Genomic DNA, 20,703 nt, shown 5'->3' on the forward strand with positions numbered 1-20,703 from the left:
GAAGCACTCGCGCGACCATTCTTTTTGGGGTAACGTTGCGCTATATTGTTAACAAGTATGGTACCCGCTGGCTATGATCCACAGCATCTCTTCTGCAAATTTCGAGCGTATAATACCGCTTATCAATGCCTATCAGCAGTTTTACAATGTAGACCACGTGAGCGCCCAGCAAAATCGTTCGTTCTTTTCTCAATTTGGTATGCAATCAGATAAAGGCTGCCAATTTGCCTATTTTGACGGCACAGAACCCGTTGCCTTTGCGACAGTGTATTTTTGTTACTCATCCACTCTTACCGCAAAAGTGGGCGTATTAAACGATTTATACACACTGCCATCTCATCGCAATAAAGGCATAGCCAGTAAACTGATTAAACACTGCGCCAAATTCGCCATCGAACGCGGTGCCTGCCGCTTGCAATGGGTAACGGCGCGCGACAATACTACCGCGCAGGCACTCTACAAAAAGCTTGGCGCGAAACAAAGCAGCTGGGAGTTTTTTAGCTATACGCCGTAGAAGCCAACTCACACAATTACTTAAGCCATAACCAATATTAAAGCCACAACAAACACGGAACTTTTGCTGCCCACAGCCCACTAATTTCACTCTTAACAATTATTACCACCTATCGAATGGAGCTCACCGTGAAACTACTTAAACTAGCACTACTCACATGTACCGCTACAGCCGTAACCGGCTGCGAAATGGCTTATGGCACATTACAATCAGATAAAAAAAACAGCTGCTACGAACTGCCACAACCCGAATACGAGCGCTGCATGGCCGAAGCCTCGCAGAGTTACGAAGATTATAAAAAGTCCACCCAACAGAAATAACTAGTCGCTACTTTGTAAGTAGCCAGGCTCACATTTAGACATCGCATAAACGCCAAAGGGCTAGTATAGTTCAAGCTTTCCACACTATTATTTGTAACTTTATGTCTATAGAAGAAGCACGTTTAGAGATATGTAACCTTACGGGCGACCACTACCCCGAGATAAAACAACTAATGGACGCCGCCTACAACGAACTCGGCGGCGCTTGGCCTGAGCACACTATTACCTACCTTATTGAGGAGTTCCCCGAAGGCCAAATTGGCATAGTCGACGGCGGCAAGCTTGTTGGTATTGCCCTTAGCGTGCAGGTTGACTACGCTCGGTTTTCTAACCCCCATACCTATGAAGATATAGTAGATAGCAACGACAACGTTAAAAACGACTTGAGCGGCGATGCCCTCTATGGCCTAGATGTTGTAATTGCCTCTAGCCACCGCGGCATGCGCCTAGGCCGCAGGCTTTACGACGCGCGCAAAGAACTCTGCCGTCAATATAACTTGCGTGCAATTTTAGCAGGTGGGCGCATCCCCAATTACCACCAGTACTCTAACGAGTTAAGCCCAGACCAATACATCACAAAAGTGGATCGCAAAGAAATTTACGACCCCATTCTTACTTTTCAACTTTCTAACGATTTTCAAGTTAAGCGATTACTTAAAAAATATTTACCCGAAGACCAGAAATCTGTCGGCTATGCCACACTGCTTGAATGGAACAATATATTATTCGAGCCGGATATTCGCGTGCTGGAAACATCCAAGAATATTGTGCGCGTGGGCGCTGTACAGTGGCAGATGCGCGCTGTGAGTTCTCTCGACGAGCTTTTGGCGCAGGTAGAGTTTTTTGTAGATACGGTATCAGATTACCAAAGCGACTTTATTATTTTCCCAGAATTTTTTAACGCCCCGCTTATGGGCCTGGGTGATCAAAGCACACAAACGCTCGCCATTCGTTATTTGGCAGAATACACAGAAAAAATTTTAGAGCGTATGTCGCAACTTGCCATTGAGTACAATGCCAATATTATTACTGGCTCTATGCCCTTGGCCGATGGCGATACCATTTACAATGTCTCTTACCTTTGCCACCGCAGCGGCAAAATTGACGAGCAGCGAAAAATTCACATAACCCCGCACGAAGAACGCGATTGGGTTATTCAAGGTGGCGATAAGGTGTCAGTTTTTGAAACCGATGCAGGTAAAGTTGGGATATTAATTTGTTATGATGTCGAGTTCCCTGAATTGTCGCGTATTATGGCTCAACAAGGCCTAGAAATTTTATTTGTACCCTTCTGGACCGACACCAAAAACAGCTATTTACGTGTGCGCCTGTGCGCCCATGCTCGCGCCATCGAAAACGAATGCTATGTGGTTATTGCGGGCAGTGTAGGCAACTTACCAAAAGTGGATAGCCTAGATGTGCAATACAGCCAGTCGGCAGTACTCACGCCATCTGACTTCCCATTCCCACACGATGCACTGCTTAACGAAGCAACACCCAATACAGAAATGTTGTTATTTTCGGACTTAGACTTATCGAAACTAAAAGTATTGCACAGTGAAGGCTCGGTTCGAAACTTAAAAGACAGACGCACCGACGTGTACGATGTAATATTAAAAAATACCCAATAGCAACAAAATATCAAAGCCACTAGCTATTAAGCCCAATAAAAAAGCGCACCGGCCGACGCGGGTGCGCTTTTTTATCTTGTATTTAAATCACCACTGCAATATTTGTTGCGGTTCTAGTTAACCTTTAATTTCTGAACCACTAACCTTGCTTTCGCTTGAGCTCTCGGCTTCTGTATCAGCCTCGTTCTCTGAGTTTTCTAATTTAGCCTCAGCCTCTTCCTCAGCTTGCTCCCATTGCTCGGCCCCCATACCAACTTTAGGCTCGGCGCGCATTAAGCGTATGTAACGTATATCTTCAATGCGAAAAACCAAGTCGCCGGTATCTTCGAAGTCGGCATAGGCGTGAATAATATCGTCGTTACCCCAATAGCGAGTGTCTTTTAGTAAAATAAACCCCGAGGTAAGTTTGTTTGCCGATATTGCGCTGTATTGCCGCTTAGATACCCGGCCATAATAGTAATAGCCGTCAATTTTATCGCCCTCCTCAGGCACATTAAATTGAATAAACACCCAAACCCTATCGCTATCTTCCATGGTAACCAGGGCGCCGGTTTCTTCCTCTACATTACAGGCGGTAAGTAAAAGCAGCATTACGCAGCTAAAAAATAGGGAAGCACTTATTTTTAAATCCATTTTCATTCTCATTTCTATTTTCTATTCTTTGTTTGGGCTTATTAGTCCCATCTGTTTTCTATTGCGAATTAGTTTTTTAGCGTTATAGCTTTTTATTAAATTACATTTCGTATTAGCTATCACCTGCACTTAACAGTAAGCCGCGCTTGTAGCAATCTATACTCAACTTAGTTTCGCCTAGGGTAGCAAATACCTCGGCCAGCTCAGCGTAAGCTTGTGGTGTTTCACGCAGCTTTATACTTTGCTCTAAATAACCGCGCGCTTTGCCCCATAGTTTATTACGAATTGCGATACGACCTAAGGCCAAATGTAACACTGCATCTTCTGGGTGAGTTTTTAACCAACTTTCTGCATGAGTAAGCTGATCTTTACTTTTAACGGTACGCGAACGGCCATACAAATTCACAAGCTCAGGGTGCCAAGATTTTTTCAGCTTAACGCGCAATATAGATTCGGCTTCGTCGTAAAGTTTGGCTTTTATTAACTCGTGCGCATAGCAAAACAGTAATTTTTCATTGGCCTTTAATTCTTTTGGCGCGGCATCCCAAAACGCATGCAAATCGCGTATTAATACGTGGTCGCCTTCTTTTTTTGCGGTAGCCGCAAGGTGCTGCAAGCGCGAGAGGTAAGCGTTAAGTTTTAGTTGGGCTAGTTCCTCAGCGTCGTACACTTTGTATTTCGCTAATAATGGCAACAGCTCTACAAGGCTTGTCCAATCGCGCAATTGAATGGTTGTTCTACACAGCAGTTCGAGTACAACGGGGTGCTCACCGTGATTAGCGCGCGCACGTGTGAGTACAGCCAAGCATTGCTCTAATTGCTTTTCCATTAATAAAATGCGCGCCTGACTTATTGCCACCGCCAAATCGTTTTCGGGGGCGTGTTTTTCGGCCTGCTGAATTAAAAAACGCGTTTCTTCTTTTTCACCTAATTCATAAGCGCTGCGCGCTGCGGCCAAGTAATGTACCAACGGCTTATCAGATAATTTGGCTGCGCCTACAAGGTCTTTTTTTGCCGCTCGCCAATTGCCCTCTACAAAATTAATTAAGCCGCGCTGAGTGTGGCGCTCGGCGCGTTTTTGTTTGCTCTCGCTCCACCAACTGCGGCTTACGCCAAATGCAGTTAGCCCGCGACGAATAAGTCCAAAGCACCACCAAAGTAAAAGTAAACCAATAGAAAAGGTAAACACGCCAAACCAAAAGCGCATTTCTACGCTGGTATCACCATAGCTAATAAGAATATAACCAGTGTCGTGCTGTACTAAATAGGTTAGCGAGGCACCTAAGCACAATAATATTAAGCAATAAATCAGGGCGCGCATCATTGTTTGTCACCCGTATTTTTTTCTACGCCTTTTAGCTGGTGTAACTCTGCAATATAAGTGTGTAGCAATTCTAACGACTGGCTAATATCCGGCAGGGTTTGCACAATTGGTGTGGCCGCCAATTGATCTAATTGAGCAATAAACGCCTCGCGCGCCTGCGTATTGGGATAATATTTTTTTAACCAAAGCGTCGCCTGCGCCAAACTGCTTTGATAAATTTCTGGCTGCTCGCGCAATAACGCCAGCTGTGCGCGCTCTAACACTAAACGCAGGTTTTGCTGCAGGTACATAGTTGCCTGTGGCGACATCATCGGCTCTGGAGCAATATCGTGGTGACGCACACGAATATAGTCATCAAGCTTGCCGGTAAATTGACCAAAACCTTGTACCGTTTTGCCCCAAAGTTTTGCAGCTAAGCCCTGCTCTTCTGTATTTGTATTTTGCTCGGCCGTCGTTTGTCGCTCTTCCGATTCGGTATTTGGGAGTAACGGTTTAATCTCGCCGTTATCTGCTAGCTGATCCCACGTAGGTTTTACCGGTAGTTTTTCAACCGAATTGGAAAGCGCCTGCAATTGTAAATACATACCTTCTAAATCGATTTTATCTACTAGACGCACCTGCGCTAAATCTTTTGCCAGCGCTTGCCTTAGGGGGAATAAATCTGGGTCGCCTAGGTCGCGCAGTATGCCGTCGGCTTCGGTAAGTAACGCATCGGCGCCCGCAGCGCTGCGCTCTACTAAAATGCGTTGGTTTGCCAACTTAAGTAAGTATTGCGCCTCGGCTAGCAACCAATCGTCTCGCGATGTAGTAGACATACTTAGCAACCGCTTGTTTTGCAGTGCCAAGCGTTGTTCGGCTGCCGCTAAGCGCTGCTCGCTTTGCTGTAATTGCGCAGCAAGCGATTTATCCACTTCGCTAAAACGCGATTGTGATTGGGCAATGGTATTTATATTTTGTGTTTGCGCCATCTGCTGCTGTTTTAACTGCTCAAGTTGCGCTTGAGTTTGCGCATCTCTATTTTTTAGCCATGTATCGGCGTAGTAAGCACCATAGCCAAGGGCGCCCAATACTATTAGCACCAAAATTAGCGCAAACCAAAGGCCCGTTCGCTTTTTGCCTGGCTTACTTTGCATATCAGCAGGCTTATTGCTGGCACTGCTACCGGTATTCATAGCGGCATTCGAATTATCTGTGCTTGTTTTGTTGCTGCTATCGCTGCTGTGAATTGATTCACCAAGTGCATTTTCACCGGTGCTCTCACCGGCGCTCTCTGCCTGCTGCGCTCCACTTGCGTCTGTAGCCCCTGTTTGCTCAACATTTACTGCAGGTAGCGTTTCACTTTCTTCAATAGGTGCGTCTTTGGCAGGGGTATCGCTTGTGTTCTCTGCGCTTTCATCCTGCGGCAAGCTTATTTTGTTGGTATCGACTTCTTCGCTTTGAGGTGACTCTTCTGCGGCATCCGTTGGCTTTTTATCACTCATAGTATGGTTCTACAGTTATATGCGAATATGGGATTGGATCATGTAAATATATATTTGTTGCGCGCACGCAAGGTTTAATTTAGTGCGCTGCTGTACTTAAATATTCTTCTACGGCCTGCTGTATGGCCTTAAGCATTGCCGGCTCGGTAGCATTTTTTGCCACCGCTATACGCTTAAAGCCCACGGCTTTTGCGTGTTGCGCCACGCGTTCACCGGGCACCACAACAATTAATGCTCGCCATTGCGCAGGCAGCCTAAACGGTGGCTTTTCACTTGCCCTTGGGTTGCTATGTTTAGCTAAAACCGCCACTAAGTTGGTTAGGGTTTCGCCACTAAACACGGGGCAAATATCGGTTGTGCTATTTAAGTCGGCCTCAGCCAATACCGCTACTGCTTGCTTTGGCAAGGCGCGCTGGTACAACTCGCAATATTCTATGCGTGCGCCGCGAGCCACTAATATTTCACCCAACATGGGCCGGCCACCAACACCGCGGCATATTAATATTTTTTCAGCGTCTACTTGCTGTAATTCGGGCATGGCGAGTAACGCTTCGGAGTTCATGGCATCTACGCCACCCAATACAATTTGGTCGCCAGCACAGCCCCAGCGATCTAGCTGCTGCAATATTGCCTGCTTGGTTTTTTCACCCACCCCAATAAAGCAAAGTTGCTTTGGCAGTTGCGGCCAATAATCTTCTAAGCAGGTAAAAAAATGTTCTACGGCGTTTTGGCTTACAAAAAGTATTTTTTGATAGTCATCTAAACCTAGCGCTTGGGTTTGTAGCTGCCGTTTTTCTGCCTCACCCGTAACCGGAATAATTTCAAGTAAGGGAATGGGCAGCGCCCGCCAAACAGCCTCGCTATTAAACATTTCTATGCGCTTACACCATTCGCTATTTTGCGCGACAGGCCGGCTTGCAATTATGCGTATTGCACCACTATTGGTTGTCATATACCGCTTTTAATATTTTGTCGGCACCCGCGGCCAATAATTTTTCTGCAAGCTCTACGCCCATTTTTTCGCCATCGGCGGCAGCGCCTGTCATTTCATCATAAATCACTTTGCTACCATCTGGGTCTGCCACTAGGCCGCGCAGCCAAAGCTGGTTATTTTGGTGAACAGCAAAACAACCTATAGGCACTTGGCAGCCCCCTTCTAAACGGCGGTTCATTGCGCGCTCGGCAAGTACTTGCTCGGCGGTTATTGTGTGGTGTAATGCTTGTAATAATTTTAGGGTTTCACTATCTGCGCTGCGGCACTCTATACCAACCGCACCTTGCCCGCCCGCAGGCAAGCTTTCTTCTGGCGATAAATAACTGCGAATGCGATCGCCAAACTTTAGGCGTTTCAAACCGGCAGCCGCAAGGATAATGGCGTCGTACTCACCTGCATCTAATTTAGCCAGACGTGTGTTTACGTTACCGCGTAAAAACTTTACGGTTATATCGGGCCTGCGCGCCAGTATTTGGCTTTGACGGCGCAAGCTTGATGTACCCACCACACCGCCAGCTGGCAGCGCATCTAAATTTTCATACCCCGCAGACACCCACGCATCGCGCGGGTCTTCGCGCTCTAAAATAACTGCAAGCTCAAGGCCCTCTGGGAATTCCATGGGCACATCTTTCATGGAGTGCACGGCGATATCGGCTTCATCTGCCAGCAGGGCGTGCTCGAGCTCTTTTACAAATAAGCCTTTACCACCCACTTTTGCCAATGGCACATCTAGAATCTTGTCGCCGCGGCTCACAAGAGGGAATAGCTCTACCTCTAGGCTTGGGTAAAGCGCTTCTAATTTGGCTTTTACATCGTTGGCTTGCCACAGGGCGAGCTCACTTTTGCGGGTGGCGATTCGGATCTTTTTCATAGTAGATGCGGGTCTTTTTTAGATGTTTTATAGGCTTTATCGATATAAGCCCGAATGATAACAGACGGGCGGTGTGATATTTAGCCCCAGAGTAAGTAACACGCTAAGTTGCCAGTATTTTTGCTACAGACGGTTAAGTAAGTCGCGTACGCCCGAAAGGTGACGACGGCTTACCAGTGGGCGGTATTCGCTATCTTTTATACACACTGCGTATTGCCCTTCTGCGGTTTTTTCCATGCCCACTATGCCTTTAATCGCGACCAGAGCATTGCGGTGAATGCGCACAAAGCGCTGGGCAAACTCTTCTTCTAGCTCTTTTAGGGTATCGTCGATAAGGGTTTCCCCTTCGGCGTGGTATACCGTTACGTATTTTTGGTCAGCGATAAAACAGTAAATATCGTCTATTGGGATAAGCTCGGTACCGCGCCGTGTTTTTGCGGCTATATGCTGGCGGCTGGCTCCTTCTTCCACTTGCTTTAACGCCGATTTTTGCACTTTAGTTGTACGCGTTACTTTTTCTAGCGCGGCGCGCAACTGCTCTTCTTTTACAGGTTTAAGCAAATACCCCGCAGCAAGGGTTTCGAAAGCCTGCAGCGCGTATTCATCGTAGGCGGTGCAAAAAATTAAGGCGGGTGGATCTTCCATAGCCGATATTACGTGAGCAGCTTCGAGGCCATCTTTGCCTGGCATACGAATGTCGGTAAGCACAATATCGGGGTCGAGCCGTAAGGTGGCCTCTATAGCTTCGTCGCCATTGGCAGCCTCACCTACCACGGTATAGTCGGGCAGCGCATCAATAAGTCGCTGCAGGCGCAACCTTGCCAGTGGCTCATCATCAACAATTAGAATATGCATAATCGTCTTAGTTATCCTTGATTTTAACTGGCAAATTAGTTTGCACAGGGTAACGCAAAGTCACTGTAAACACTGCGTCTTCTTTATCAACTTGCACCACGCCTTCACTGCCATATAACGCAGTAAGCCGATGGCGTATATTCGCCAGCGCTAGGCCGTTGCCGCTGCTCGCTGCACCTGTTTCGCTAGCGGGTTGATTGCTCTTAGGGCTGCTTACAGGATTCGTTACCACAATAGTGACCGTTTTATCACTCACATCGACGCTAACCACAATATCGCCCCCCTCCGGCAGCGGTTGAATACCGTGATATATCGCGTTTTCGATTAATGGTTGCAGCAATAAGCTGGGAATAGTTTGGCTGGCGCTAACGTCGTTTACCTCGGCGCCGTAGCGCCACTCCATGCGCAAGCGATTACCCAAGCGCAGCTGCTCCATGGCGACGTAATCTTTACATAATTGCAGTTCATTTTTTAAGGGCACCAAGCGCGACTCGCTTAATGTAGCGCGAAACAGGTGCGAGAGATTTACCACCATCCGCTCTGCGGTTTCTGGGTCGACGGCAATTAAGCTGGCAATGGTGTTCATACTATTAAACAAAAAATGCGGGCGGATACGCGACTGTAAAGCATCGAAGCGCGCCAGCAATTCTGCCTGTTGCTGATTGCGCAACTGCTGCTGCAAATAAAAATATCGCAGCGCCACACCGGCAAAAACTGCCGATATGATCATAGAGGTAACAATTCCCTCCATATCGGCTAGCACGCTGCCAAGCATCACAAACTGCCCCAAGAGCACAAAAAACAGCGTCACAGCAAGCACTAAACCGTAACTTACCGAACCCGCCACAAGCGAGTTTTGCTTTGCCAGCCAGGGGCGCAAGGGGCAAAGCAACGCTGCGCTAACCAACACAACCCACAGCACCAAAAACGATACCTTGCCAAACACAAACCAACTAAAGCCTCGCAGCCCTGTATCCGACAGGGTTAAGGCCAAGGCAAGCAGCTCGCCAACCAGCACCAACGCCAGTACTGCCTGCACATTGCAGAGGTCTGGCAGGAAGTCGCCACTGCGGCGTGCGCGCGAAGAAACGTTACTGGCGGAATGAGCTGATGTGTTAATTGCGAATCTCCTGTTGTAACCAAATGGCGGCCATTTATAGCGCTTACCTGCGAATTATAAGTATGCACTTATACGCGAGCGCCCGCCTTCTGTATAATCGCCGCCAATAGGGCTTTTTAGCTCAGCGCTTTTGCATACCCAGCTTTGCCCATATGTACAGCACGTAGCTGCTATTCACTAGCATAACGCGCTTTTAAAACGCTGAACTACTATATTTGTTAAGCCATTTTTTCTAACTTTTAACACGTTGTGTAATGACTATGAGCCAAGAAGAGAATCCTGTTAAGCCCTGGGGCGGACGTTTTAGTGAACCCACAGACGCCTTTGTTGAACGTTTTACCGCCTCGGTAACCTTCGACCAACGCCTTTACCACCACGACATTAACGGCTCGATTGCCCATGCAACCATGCTTGCAAGTGTTGGCGTTCTTTCTGAAGATGAAAAAACAGCCATTATCGACGGCCTAGAAGCCATTCGCAGCGATATTGTTGAGGGTAAATTTGACTGGTCTATCAGCTTAGAAGACGTTCACATGAACATCGAAGCTGAACTTACCAAGCGCATTGGCATTACCGGTAAGAAACTTCATACCGGACGTTCGCGCAATGACCAAGTTGCCACAGATATTCGGCTTTATTTACGCGATGAAATAGACAACATAGCCAAAGAACTTACCCGCCTGCAAAGCGGTATTCTGGATTTGGCCGAACGCGAAGCCGACACCATTATGCCCGGCTTTACCCATTTGCAAACGGCGCAGCCGGTAACCTTCGGCCACCACTTAATGGCGTGGTACGAAATGATGACCCGCGATTACACTCGCCTAATGGATTGTCGTGAGCGCTTAAACCAAAGCCCACTGGGTGCGGCGGCACTAGCTGGCACCACTTACCCGATTGATCGCGAGCAAACAGCTGCGCTATTGGGCTTTAATCACCCAACCCGCAACTCGCTCGACTCGGTAAGCGATCGCGATTTCGCCATAGAATTTAGCGCTTTTGCCGCTATTTTAATGACTCACCTTTCACGCGCCAGCGAAGAGTTAGTACTTTGGGCTTCTGCACAATTTAACTTTATAAACTTACCAGACCGCTTCTGCACTGGCTCATCGATTATGCCGCAAAAGAAAAACCCCGATGTGCCAGAGCTTGTACGCGGTAAAACCGGTCGTGTTAACGGCCACCTTATTAGCTTGCTCACGCTAATGAAGTCGCAGCCTTTGGCATACAACAAAGACAACCAAGAAGACAAAGAGCCGCTGTTTGACGCTATCGACACCGTAAAAGATTGTTTGCGCGCTTTCGCCGATATGGTGCCCGCCATAGAAAGTAAAAAAGAATCTATGTACGAAGCCGCCAAACGCGGGTTCTCGACAGCGACAGACTTGGCCGACTACTTGGTGCGCAAAGGTATTCCCTTCCGCGATTCACACGAAGTAGTAGGTAAGGCCGTTGGCTACGGTGTAGAAACCGGTAAAGACCTATCTGAAATGACACTAGAAGAATTGCAGGGCTTCTCTAAAGAGATACAGCAAGACGTATTCGACGTGCTCACCCTTGAAGGCTCTGTAGCGGCAAGAAACCACATTGGCGGAACCGCACCTGCACAAGTGCGCATAGCAGTAGAAAATGCCAAGCAGGAGTTAGAGGGAAGAAACAGCTAACAGCTAACAGCTAACAGCTAACAGCTAACAGCTAACAGCTAACAGCTAACAGCTAACAGCTAACAGCTAACAGCTAACAGCTAACAGCTAACAGCTAACAGAAAATGAAAAAGGCTTGGCGGTTACCCGTCAAGCCTTTTTTGTTTTTCGATGTAAATGTCAACTCTACGCTTAAAACTGTCAGCTATCCCCTAATACATTCCCTCTAGGTCGTCGATATCGTAATCGACAATAACCGGTAAATGGCTAGAGAAGGTTTTAGTCTTGTACATTGCGGCGTACTCAACTTTTTTGATTAAACCTTCAGAGATAACTTGGTGATCGACACGCCAGCCATCAGCTACACCCACCTCACCGGAGGGCCACCAACTGTATTCGCCTGCATCGGGTACAGCCAAACGGAATGCATCGGCGTAGCCCAATTGGCGGAACAATTGGTTCATCCACTGTTGTTCGTGCCCTAAAAAGCCAGACTGATCTTCATTGCGCGCCCAGTTTTCCACATCCTTACGAGTATGTGCCATATTCCAGTTACCGCAAAAAATATAGTTGCGGCGTTTGCGCGTAATTTTGTGCAACAAGGCCTGAAAATCATCAAAAAACTGAATTTTCACTTCTTGCGATTCAGCTGGGTTTACTGCGCTAGGCGCCAGTAACGTGCCAATAGAATAGCGCTCGAAATCAATTTGTAGGTAGCGGCCTTCCATATCCACGCCACTGGAAAATCCTAGGCCATATATAAGCGCCTTTGGCTGGTAACGAGTGTAAATCGCCACGCCATTATAGTGTTTCACTCCAGAATCAAAAAAATAGGCGAAATAACCCTCTGGGTGAAAAATGTCGTTGTCTAGCTCGGGTTCAAGCGCGCGTAGATCTTGCAAACAGATGATGTCAGCATCTTGATCGGCAATCCAATCATACAGCCCTCGCTGTGCAGCTTGAAAAATTCCGTCGACGCTGAGACTAATTACTCTCATATCGGCCCCTTAACTTGCGGACTGCGTATAATACCCGTTCGTTATATGCATTGTTAGAGTCTATTAATAATATTTAAGTCACACTAATTGCAGCTTAAATAGTGTAGTGAGCAAGAAACACTCAAACCGCTTCAGTTATTATTCAGTTAGCGCCCGTTATACTTTAGCTCAACAATCTGAAATTTCGATGACGCTGGATTCAACTGTTATTTTATGACAGCAAAATGAGCCCGAAGTCACCGCCTTCGGCTACTAATTATTACTATTTGTAGCGAATTTTATGCCGGAATTGCCCATTAGGGCTTTTTCCTTTGCTGTTAACTTTTATAATAGCTCGTTAATTGCTTTTTTGCGGCCTTTAGGCGAATTCAAATACGCGTGACGTTAAAAATCGCCCAAAAGCGAGCCACCCCCAAACACAGGAAACCACATGCAAGCGTACCAAAAAGATTTTATTCAGCTGGCCTTAAAGGCCCAAGCCCTTAAATTTGGCGAATTTACGCTTAAATCTGGCCGTGTAAGCCCTTATTTTTTCAATGCGGGCCAGTTTCAAACCGGCTCGGCACTCGCTAGCCTTGGCAGGTTCTATGCACAAGCCCTTGTAGACGCTGGCGTTGAATTCGACATGATTTTTGGCCCAGCCTATAAAGGCATCCCATTAGCGACCACTACCGCCACCGCGCTGGCCGACCATCACCAAAAAGACATGCCATTTGCTTACAATCGCAAAGAAGTAAAAGCGCACGGAGAGGGCGGCACCCTTGTTGGCGCACCAATTAAAGGCCGTGTTGCCATAATTGACGACGTGATCACCGCAGGCACAGCGGTTCGTGAAGTACTATCTTTAATTGATGCCGCAGGCGCTAAACCCGCCGCGATAGTGGTAGGCTTAAACAGGCAAGAGAAAGGCCAAGGTGAGCTTTCTGCTATTCAAGAGCTGGAACAAGAAACCGGTGTACCGGTCATAAGTATTATCAACCTAAATCATGTTCTGCAGTACCTTGAAACCCAAGGTGACAGCGAAAACCTCGCTAAGGTTACTGCCTATCGCCAACAATACGGCGTAGAGTAGAGAAATAGAGAGCGCAGAGAAAGTGCCTAGGCTAATCTGCCAGCTAGCACGTGATTTAAAACGGCTAAAACCAATGTACAGAGAAACAGCATGATATTAACACCCAAGCGCACACGCCATACACGCCGCCAAATATTGGTAGGGCTTGCATTCGCCAGCGCGCTACTGGCTAGCACGCAAAGCTTTGCAGCGCAAAAGTTGCTGTACCGCTATGTAAACGAGCAGGGTGTTAAAGTGCTTAACCACATCATCCCCCCTAAATACGCACAAAATGGCTACGAAGTTATTAATGAGTCCGGCCAGGTTGTGCGCGTAGTGCCACCGGCACCTACCGAGGATGAAATTGCAGCTGCCAATGCGCGTCGCGCTCTGCAAGAAGAGTACAAAGTGCTACGCCGTCGCTATAGCAATATTGAAGAAATTGAAGAAGCCAAGCAACGCCAACTGGAAAGTGTAGAAACCAGCATTGCGATTTTACGTGGTAACGTAAGCAACTTAACCGGCCAAATAGAAAACCACATGAGCAAAGCCGCTGCGGCTGAACGCGCTGGCCGCGAAGTACCAGCACACGTGCTTACCGACCTCGCCAATTCGCGCGCAGAGCTTACAATTACCGAAGAGCTAATGACCATACGGCAAGAAGAGCGCGATAAAATTGTGCAGAAGTACGACGCAGATATTATGACTTTTGTGAAGGGGCAATCTTTAGAAGGGCAGCAATTGCGCAATGCACAAAACTAATTGCTAATTGCTAATTGCTAATTGCTAATTGCTAATTGCTAATTGCTAATTGCTAATTGAGGCTAGCTTTCACTTAAAAGCAGTTTAATGCCAAACTAGCTTTAGTTTAATTAAGCGGTTTCTACTACGAAGCCGCGCACCAAATAAGGCCACTGCTCCTGCCAAGATTCCGTCGGCAACTTTTTAAAATCGCTTCTTACAAACTGCGCTATTTTTCCTTCGGCACTTACCAACATTAAATTCACCGTGGCTGCCACACTTAAACCAAAGTGCATGCCGTCTCGAATTTCTGCATCGCGTAAAATTTGTTTTAACTGGGTTTCTAAGCGATCAAATAATTGACTTACGCGGGTACGCAAACGTTCAGTTTCGCCAGCCAAAGCATCACCAGTAAGAATACGGGTAATACCTGGGTTGCGCTCAGAGAAGGCAAGCAATAAGTGGAGAATTTTCTGGCAGCGCTCTAAAGCATCTATAGGCTCTGCAGTTATAATAGAAACACGGGTAAAAATAGTTTCTTCAATAAACTCAATCAAACCCTCAAACATCTTGGATTTGCTTGGGAAGTGCCGGTAAAGCGCTGCCTCCGACACCCCTACTTCTTTAGCCAGTGCGGCCGTTGTTATACGCGCACCAGGGCTAGCCTCAAGCATACTCGCTAATGCTTCCAAAATTTGTTGGCGCCGAGGCTTCTTATTATTTGTATTCATATCTAATAGTGCGAGTTAAGTGGTGGTGAATGGCTAGAGAGTTATCCTAGCCGGAAGTTACAAATGCATCAATACAATATGTGCGAATAAGCTAATTCTAAGCCGAATATTCGTTAGTAATGAGCGTACCCACACCAGAATCTGTAAAGATTTCCAACAGTACGGCGTGTGGAACACGGCCATCTATAATGTGTGCACTTTTTACACCACATTTAACGGCATCCAGTGCACAACTAATTTTTGGTAACATACCACCATATATTGTGCCATCGGCAATTAATTCGTCTACGCGACCTGTGGTCAAACCTGTTAAAACTTGACCAGACTTGTCTTGCAGGCCTGCCACATTGGTCAACAACATAAGCTTTTCGGCCTGTAACACTTCTGCAACTTTTCCTGCTACTAGGTCGGCATTAATATTATAGCTGGCGCCATCGTCGCCCACACCAATTGGTGCAATAACCGGAATAAAATCACTGTTAACCAAAACATCAATGACAGAACGGTTAATTGTTTTCACTTCGCCTACATGACCTATATCAATTATTTCTGACGCTTGTACTTCTGGGCTTTTGCGATTAACGGTTAATTTTTTTGCGTGAATTAAATTACCGTCTTTACCCGTTACGCCAATTGCTTGGCCGCCATTGCGATTAATTAGGCTAACAATTTGTTTGTTAACTGTACCGCCCAATACCATTTCGACCACATCCATTGTTGCGCTATCTGTTACGCGCATACCATCAACAAATGACGATTCGATATTTAATTTTTTAAGTAAGTCGCCTATTTGAGGCCCACCACCGTGTACAACAATAGGGTTCATGCCCACCAACTTCATCAACACAATATCGCGCGCAAAGCTATTCTGTAGCTCGGTATCGGTCATAGCGTTGCCACCAAACTTTACAACAATAGTTTTGCCGGTAAAGCGTTGAATATAAGGCAGCGCCTCGGTGAGTACTTTTGCTACTTCTAGTGCTTGATCTTGTGTTTGCATGATGTGTGTCTATTGCTCCCAGTCCACGACGATGGTGTTATCTACTTTGCGCAATTCGCGTACAAATAGCGCCTTAATAAAATGTAAGAACTCTTCATTTTCTGCTTCAAAACGCAGGGTAATTGAGGCCGATGTATTCGACCCACGCACCAAGCCCCAACCGTCTTTAAAGTCTGCCCGCAGGCCATCCAATGTGGTGAGTTTGGCTTCGCCAAAGTCGCCGTTTTGAATCAGGCTTTCTATCAATTTAAATTTCTTATCTTCCGCTACATCTACACGCACTTCAGTAGTAGAAATAAGCTCTGGAAATTCACCAATAATTTCGTCCAGAGTTTCACCCTGCAAGCTAATTATTTCTATTAAACGTGCAGCGGCGTACATGCCGTCATCAAAGCCAAACCAGCGGTCTTTAATAAAGATATGGCCCGAGTATTCACCACCCAACAAAGCGCCCGTTTCGAGCATTTTGCCTTTCATTGGTGAGTGACCGGTTTTCCATAATATGGGGCGCCCACCGTAATCGGTAATACACTGGTTTAATGCGCGTGTACTTTTCACATCGAACACCACATCGGCACCGGGGTTGCGCGATACAATATCTTTTGCAAAAAGCATAAGCAGGCGGTCTGGCCAAATAATTTTGCCTTTTGGCGTAACCACTACCAAGCGGTCACCATCACCATCAAACGCCACACCTAAATCGGCATTGGTTTCGCGTACTTTCGCAATTAGCGGCTGCAAATTTTTAACAATAGTTGGGTCTGGGTCGTGATTTGGGAATGTACCGTCTAAGTCGCAGAACAATGGCACAACACCGCAACCAAGCTCTTCAAATAACTGCGGGGCCACCTTACCTGTTACGCCGTTCGCAGCGTCAATAACGATAGATATATCGCCTGCAAGTGCCACATCAGAAAAAATGGTATCGATATAGCTTGGCACAATATCGTGGCGTTTTTCTTCGCCTGCACCTTCGTATAAATTTTTACTTAAAATACGCGCGCGAATCGCTTTAATATCTTCTTCTGCCCGACACTTACCATTGATTACAACTTTAAAGCCATTGTACTCCGCAGGATTGTGCGAAGCCGTCACCATAATGCCACTTTTACCGCAATCTAACGTTTCCGTTGCAAAATACAGTAGCGGTGTAGGTACGGTACCAATATTCACCACATCACAACCCGTACTTAATATACCGCGAATTAAATACTCGGTAAGCTCTGGGCTGTGGGTGCGCGCATCGCGCGCAACAATTAATGTTGTCTCACCAGCATCCAGTGCCTCACTTGCCACTGCTTGGCCTATTTGCTGCGCTATTTCTTTGGTAATTTCTGTTTTTGCCAAACCGCGTATATCGTAAGCACGGAAAATAACATTGGGCAAAAGTGAATCGTCAATGTCTTCCGTTTGTTCTGGTATATCTGCCAACGAAGCCGATCCAGCAGTTGCCGTTTCTTCATCTTCCAAGCCCAGTAGTGCTTCGTCTTCGTCGCTAATTTCTATATCTAAAATATCCTGCGGTACAGAAGGCGCAACAGCGTCCGGTTTCAAACCTAAAGACACATTAACAGCTTGCGTTTCGGCTTTAGCAACCATACGCAATCCTATTCGGCGGCCGAGTAATACAGCCGTTAAAAAACAAATAGCGGCAAGCGCACCAATGCCAATATAGATTAGCGTTGCATCTACCGATGCTTGCGCTCTCATCAAGGGCGATGGTTCAAAAATAATATGCCAATAGGTGCCCTCTACCGCTGCTGGCTCGGCGCGACCTTCGCCGCCTTGCCCAACAACAAATACATTTCGGTCTTGAACTCCCGGAATTTTTTGAATGAGAGTTGCGCGGCCAAATTGAACATTTTCTTCACCAATTGCGCGCTTTACGCCATCGATATTAAAACGCAATAGCAATGTGCCGTGCGCAGGCAAATCACTAACAGAGGGCACCGCAACAGCGTAAGAGAGCAACCACTGTTTATTGATATTGGCAAACTCTGGTAAAACTGTTTCACGCTCTTCGGCAAGCCGAATTTGTTCTAGCTCCGCAAAGCGAATTGGGAATGGCGCTTCGGCGTCCAGTTTTGCGCTACCTTTAGGGAAAGCTTGCGCAGACTCGACATTATTTACCTGTTTAAGAATTTGCGCTTCTATATCTTCAAGCGCCTCTTCATCATTAGACGCTAATGCCGACGCTAAGCTTGGCTTGCGCGCAAAAAAATCGACTTGCTGATACACACTATCGATATAAATTTTTAAGTTTTCTGCCACTATCGCCGAGCGCTGCTCGGTGAGCTTTATTAATTGCTTTTCTTGTACATCTATCACTAAAAATTTATACGCAGCAAAACCAACACCACCGACAATGATTGCCGCGACCGCCAACGCGATACTTACAGCAATTACAACCGGGCTTGCTTTGCTCGTATTTTTAGCTTTAACGCTTTTACCTTTTACTGAAGAACCATCTTCAAGATTTGCTCTACTGGGCTTCGGTAACACGATCTGTCCTTTTCTTAGCGCGGCAATTAAACGCAATCCTGCAGGGTTTACACTTACCCTTTGCGCAACACCAAATATAAATTAGGTTAAATTATTTAACGGCTTCTGCCTGTTTAAAAAAGTCTGCTATTTTTGTAACTAACACGCGCGATAATTGCGCCTTACTCATTTGATCTATTGATTCTTCTAACAGGGCTGCACTCGCTTCGCTGCCCCCGCTAGCCGCATCATGCGCATTTAATGGCGCTTTGCGGCGCAATACCCATACAGCGTTATTGTCACTGTTAAAGCCAATACCCACTTGCGACACATCGTTGGCAATAATCATATCGAGCTTTTTAGCGTGCAACTTAGAGGCGGCATATTGCTGTACATCTTTTGTCTCTGCAGCAAAACCTACGGTTATGGGCCTATCTGCCCGCTCCGCCACCGCGCGAATAATATCGGGGTTTTCCACCAATTCTATGGTGTTGCTCATCCCTTCGGTCTTTTTTAACTTTTGTTGCGCCACATTCGCAGGGCGGTAATCGGCAACGGCAGCAGCACCAATAAACACATCGGCCCCTTCTACACTCGCCTCTACTTGCGCGGCCATTTCTAGCGCGCTTTCTACATTTATTCGCGTAACGCGCTCTGGCACCGGCAACTGGGTGGGGCCGCTCACAAGTATAGTGTGAGCCCCTGCCTCTGCCATGGCTTGCGCTAGGGCATAGCCCATTTTGCCTGAGCTGTGGTTGGAGATATATCGCACAGGGTCTATGGCCTCGCGCGTGGGGCCTGCAGTAATCACCACTTTGCGACCCGTCATACTACCAGCCTGAAACAGGCCCGCGACCGCTTCGCATATGGCGAGTGGCTCAAGCATTCTGCCCATACCTACATCGCCACAGGCTTGGCTACCGGCAGCCGGGCCAATAATATGCACTGCTCGCTTGGCAATAAGCGCTAGGTTATCTTGCGTGGCAGGGCTTGCCCACATGGCTTGATTCATGGCTGGCGCCACGGCAATAAGCCCCTTGGAAGCCAAGCACAGGGTAGACAGTAAATCGCTGCCCTCACCGTGACTAAGTTTGGCAATAAAATCTGCGCTGGCAGGGGCAACCAAAATAACATCGGCCCAGCGCGCCAGCTCAATATGCCCCATGGCCGCCTCGGCCTGCGTATCTAATAGCTCGGTGTGCACAGGCTTACCAGAAAGTGCCTGCATGGTAAGCGGGGTAATAAACTCTTGTGCCGCGCGGGTCATCACCACACGCACATCGGCACCGGCATCCTGCAAGCGGCGCACTAAGTCTGCACTTTTGTAGGCCGCTATTCCGCCGGTTACGCCAAGCAAAACGCGTTTATTGGTTAGGGTATTCATTTAGGGGCATCTAGCCAATCGAGATTAGGGGCATTAAGATACCATCTTAATGCGGGTTTATGAACTTAACAGTGCACGTTCGAACCCGCTTTATTGGTGGCTTGCTTAAGTAGTGACCATTCACTTCTACCGCCGAGCCACGTCGCGCAAATTAACTTGCTAATGAATAGCGAGCTCTCACTATAAGGAACATAGTATGGCAATAACCGATTGGCCCATTGAAGAACGCCCCCGCGAAAAACTTCTTAACCGAGGCGCACACGCGCTTTCCGATGCTGAATTACTGGCAATATTCCTGCGCACCGGCGTGAAAGGTAAATCCGCCGTCGATTTGGCGCGCGAGCTACTGGCTTACTTTGGCGGCTTGCGACCGCTCTTAGAAGCGTCACAACAGGACTTTTGCCAAGCCCAGGGCTTGGGCAACGCCAAATTCAGCCAGCTGCAGGCTGTACTGGAAATGTCCCGTCGGCATTTAGCCGCAGCGCTCGAACAAAAAACTTCACTTACCAGTACCACCGCCGTTAAACAGTTTGTGAGTGCGCAACTGCGTCATCGTCAAAGCGAAGTATTTGCGCTAATACTGTTAAATACACAAAACCAGCTAATTAAGTTTGTAGAGCTGTTTAACGGCACTATCGATAGCGCCTCGGTGTACCCCCGCGAAGTGGTTAAAACGGCCCTTAGCCACAATGCGGCGGCGGTTATCCTCGCTCACAACCATCCATCTGGTATTGCCGAGCCCAGCGAGCCAGATAAAGCCATTACCAAACGCCTACAACAAGCGCTACAATTGGTGGACATTCGCACTTTGGACCACCTAGTGGTGGGTGACACCGAAGCGGTATCATTTGCAGAAAGAGGCTGGATTTAACAAATCTACAAAAAACTGGCCAAATATGACTGGTTTTTCATCAATTTCTTGCTATTGATT

At 47.2% G+C, this 20,703-nt stretch carries 19 protein-coding genes; 7 read left to right on the forward strand and 12 right to left on the reverse strand.

All coding sequences use genetic code 11. From position 1 onward, the window contains the following. The first annotated feature begins 73 nt into the window (after positions 1 to 73). The 3 genes from SDE_RS19125 (at position 74) to SDE_RS19135 (ending at position 2,465) form a co-directional block, all read left to right on the forward strand. Positions 74 to 514 carry a GNAT family N-acetyltransferase gene (locus SDE_RS19125; protein WP_011470131.1) on the forward strand — a complete coding sequence of 147 codons (441 nt, stop codon included), beginning with the start codon at positions 74 to 76 and terminating at the stop codon, positions 512 to 514. 128 nt (positions 515 to 642) lie between these two features. After that, on the forward strand, positions 643 to 834 hold the full coding sequence (locus SDE_RS19130) for a hypothetical protein (protein ID WP_041324906.1): 192 nt from the start codon (positions 643 to 645) through the stop codon (positions 832 to 834). 101 nt (positions 835 to 935) lie between these two features. After that, positions 936 to 2,465: a carbon-nitrogen hydrolase family protein gene (locus tag SDE_RS19135; protein ID WP_011470132.1), complete on the forward strand. Its 1,530-nt coding sequence runs from the start codon at positions 936 to 938 to the stop codon at positions 2,463 to 2,465. A gap of 117 nt (positions 2,466 to 2,582) precedes the next feature. Here the strand turns inward: SDE_RS19135 and SDE_RS19140 are convergent, their stop codons facing one another. From SDE_RS19140 to SDE_RS19170, 7 genes are all read right to left on the reverse strand, one after another. After that, positions 2,583 to 3,104: a hypothetical protein gene (locus tag SDE_RS19140; protein WP_085978728.1), complete on the reverse strand. Its 522-nt coding sequence runs from the start codon at positions 3,102 to 3,104 to the stop codon at positions 2,583 to 2,585. 106 nt (positions 3,105 to 3,210) lie between these two features. After that, the gene (locus SDE_RS19145; protein WP_011470134.1) at positions 3,211 to 4,422 is read right to left on the reverse strand and encodes a heme biosynthesis HemY N-terminal domain-containing protein; all 1,212 of its coding nucleotides are present in this window, start codon (positions 4,420 to 4,422) and stop codon (positions 3,211 to 3,213) included. Further along, positions 4,419 to 5,903, reverse strand: a complete 1,485-nt coding sequence (locus SDE_RS19150; RefSeq protein ID WP_011470135.1) for a uroporphyrinogen-III C-methyltransferase — start codon at positions 5,901 to 5,903, stop codon at positions 4,419 to 4,421. Before SDE_RS19150 ends, SDE_RS19145 begins: the two co-directional genes overlap by 4 nt. A gap of 79 nt (positions 5,904 to 5,982) precedes the next feature. Next, the gene (locus tag SDE_RS19155; protein WP_011470136.1) at positions 5,983 to 6,855 is read right to left on the reverse strand and encodes a uroporphyrinogen-III synthase; all 873 of its coding nucleotides are present in this window, start codon (positions 6,853 to 6,855) and stop codon (positions 5,983 to 5,985) included. Beyond that, the gene (gene hemC, locus SDE_RS19160) at positions 6,842 to 7,768 is read right to left on the reverse strand and encodes a hydroxymethylbilane synthase (protein WP_011470137.1); all 927 of its coding nucleotides are present in this window, start codon (positions 7,766 to 7,768) and stop codon (positions 6,842 to 6,844) included. The genes SDE_RS19155 and hemC overlap by 14 nt, the downstream gene beginning before the upstream one ends. Before the next feature lie 123 nt (positions 7,769 to 7,891). Beyond that, positions 7,892 to 8,623: a LytR/AlgR family response regulator transcription factor gene (locus tag SDE_RS19165; protein WP_011470138.1), complete on the reverse strand. Its 732-nt coding sequence runs from the start codon at positions 8,621 to 8,623 to the stop codon at positions 7,892 to 7,894. Between the two features lie 7 nt (positions 8,624 to 8,630). Then, positions 8,631 to 9,662: a sensor histidine kinase gene (locus SDE_RS19170; RefSeq protein WP_011470139.1), complete on the reverse strand. Its 1,032-nt coding sequence runs from the start codon at positions 9,660 to 9,662 to the stop codon at positions 8,631 to 8,633. 341 nt (positions 9,663 to 10,003) lie between these two features. Between SDE_RS19170 and argH the strand changes: the two genes are divergently transcribed. Continuing rightward, positions 10,004 to 11,407: an argininosuccinate lyase gene (gene argH / locus SDE_RS19175; RefSeq protein ID WP_041324909.1), complete on the forward strand. Its 1,404-nt coding sequence runs from the start codon at positions 10,004 to 10,006 to the stop codon at positions 11,405 to 11,407. Between the two features lie 191 nt (positions 11,408 to 11,598). On the opposite strand, the gene SDE_RS19180 is transcribed toward argH, so the two are convergent. Beyond that, positions 11,599 to 12,384 (reverse strand): exodeoxyribonuclease III, encoded by a 786-nt coding sequence (locus SDE_RS19180; protein ID WP_011470141.1) that lies wholly within the window; start codon positions 12,382 to 12,384, stop codon positions 11,599 to 11,601. Positions 12,385 to 12,814: 430 nt separating this feature from the next. Here SDE_RS19180 and pyrE point away from each other — a divergent pair, with 430 nt between their 5' ends. Further along, positions 12,815 to 13,456, forward strand: coding sequence for an orotate phosphoribosyltransferase (gene pyrE, locus SDE_RS19185; RefSeq protein WP_011470142.1), 642 nt, complete (start codon positions 12,815 to 12,817; stop codon positions 13,454 to 13,456). A gap of 90 nt (positions 13,457 to 13,546) precedes the next feature. Next, a complete protein-coding gene (locus SDE_RS19190) occupies positions 13,547 to 14,197 on the forward strand; it encodes a DUF4124 domain-containing protein (protein WP_011470143.1) in 651 nt (216 codons plus the stop codon). 110 nt (positions 14,198 to 14,307) lie between these two features. Here SDE_RS19190 and slmA read toward each other — a convergent pair whose 3' ends face one another. The 4 genes from slmA to coaBC form a co-directional block, all read right to left on the reverse strand. Further along, a complete protein-coding gene (slmA, locus tag SDE_RS19195) occupies positions 14,308 to 14,907 on the reverse strand; it encodes a nucleoid occlusion factor SlmA (RefSeq protein WP_011470144.1) in 600 nt (199 codons plus the stop codon). Positions 14,908 to 15,004: 97 nt separating this feature from the next. Continuing rightward, positions 15,005 to 15,907, reverse strand: a complete 903-nt coding sequence (gene argB, locus SDE_RS19200; RefSeq protein WP_011470145.1) for an acetylglutamate kinase — start codon at positions 15,905 to 15,907, stop codon at positions 15,005 to 15,007. 9 nt (positions 15,908 to 15,916) lie between these two features. Further along, entirely contained in the window at positions 15,917 to 18,409 is a 2,493-nt protein-coding gene (locus tag SDE_RS19205) for a phosphomannomutase/phosphoglucomutase (RefSeq protein WP_011470146.1), read from the reverse strand. A gap of 91 nt (positions 18,410 to 18,500) precedes the next feature. After that, entirely contained in the window at positions 18,501 to 19,772 is a 1,272-nt protein-coding gene (coaBC, locus tag SDE_RS19210) for a bifunctional phosphopantothenoylcysteine decarboxylase/phosphopantothenate--cysteine ligase CoaBC (protein ID WP_011470147.1), read from the reverse strand. Positions 19,773 to 19,968: 196 nt separating this feature from the next. Here coaBC and radC point away from each other — a divergent pair, with 196 nt between their 5' ends. Next, positions 19,969 to 20,643, forward strand: coding sequence for a RadC family protein (radC, locus tag SDE_RS19215; RefSeq protein ID WP_011470148.1), 675 nt, complete (start codon positions 19,969 to 19,971; stop codon positions 20,641 to 20,643). Positions 20,644 to 20,703 lie beyond the last annotated feature (60 nt).

The organism is Saccharophagus degradans 2-40 (assembly GCF_000013665.1).
Lineage (GTDB): Bacteria > Pseudomonadota > Gammaproteobacteria > Pseudomonadales > Cellvibrionaceae > Saccharophagus > Saccharophagus degradans.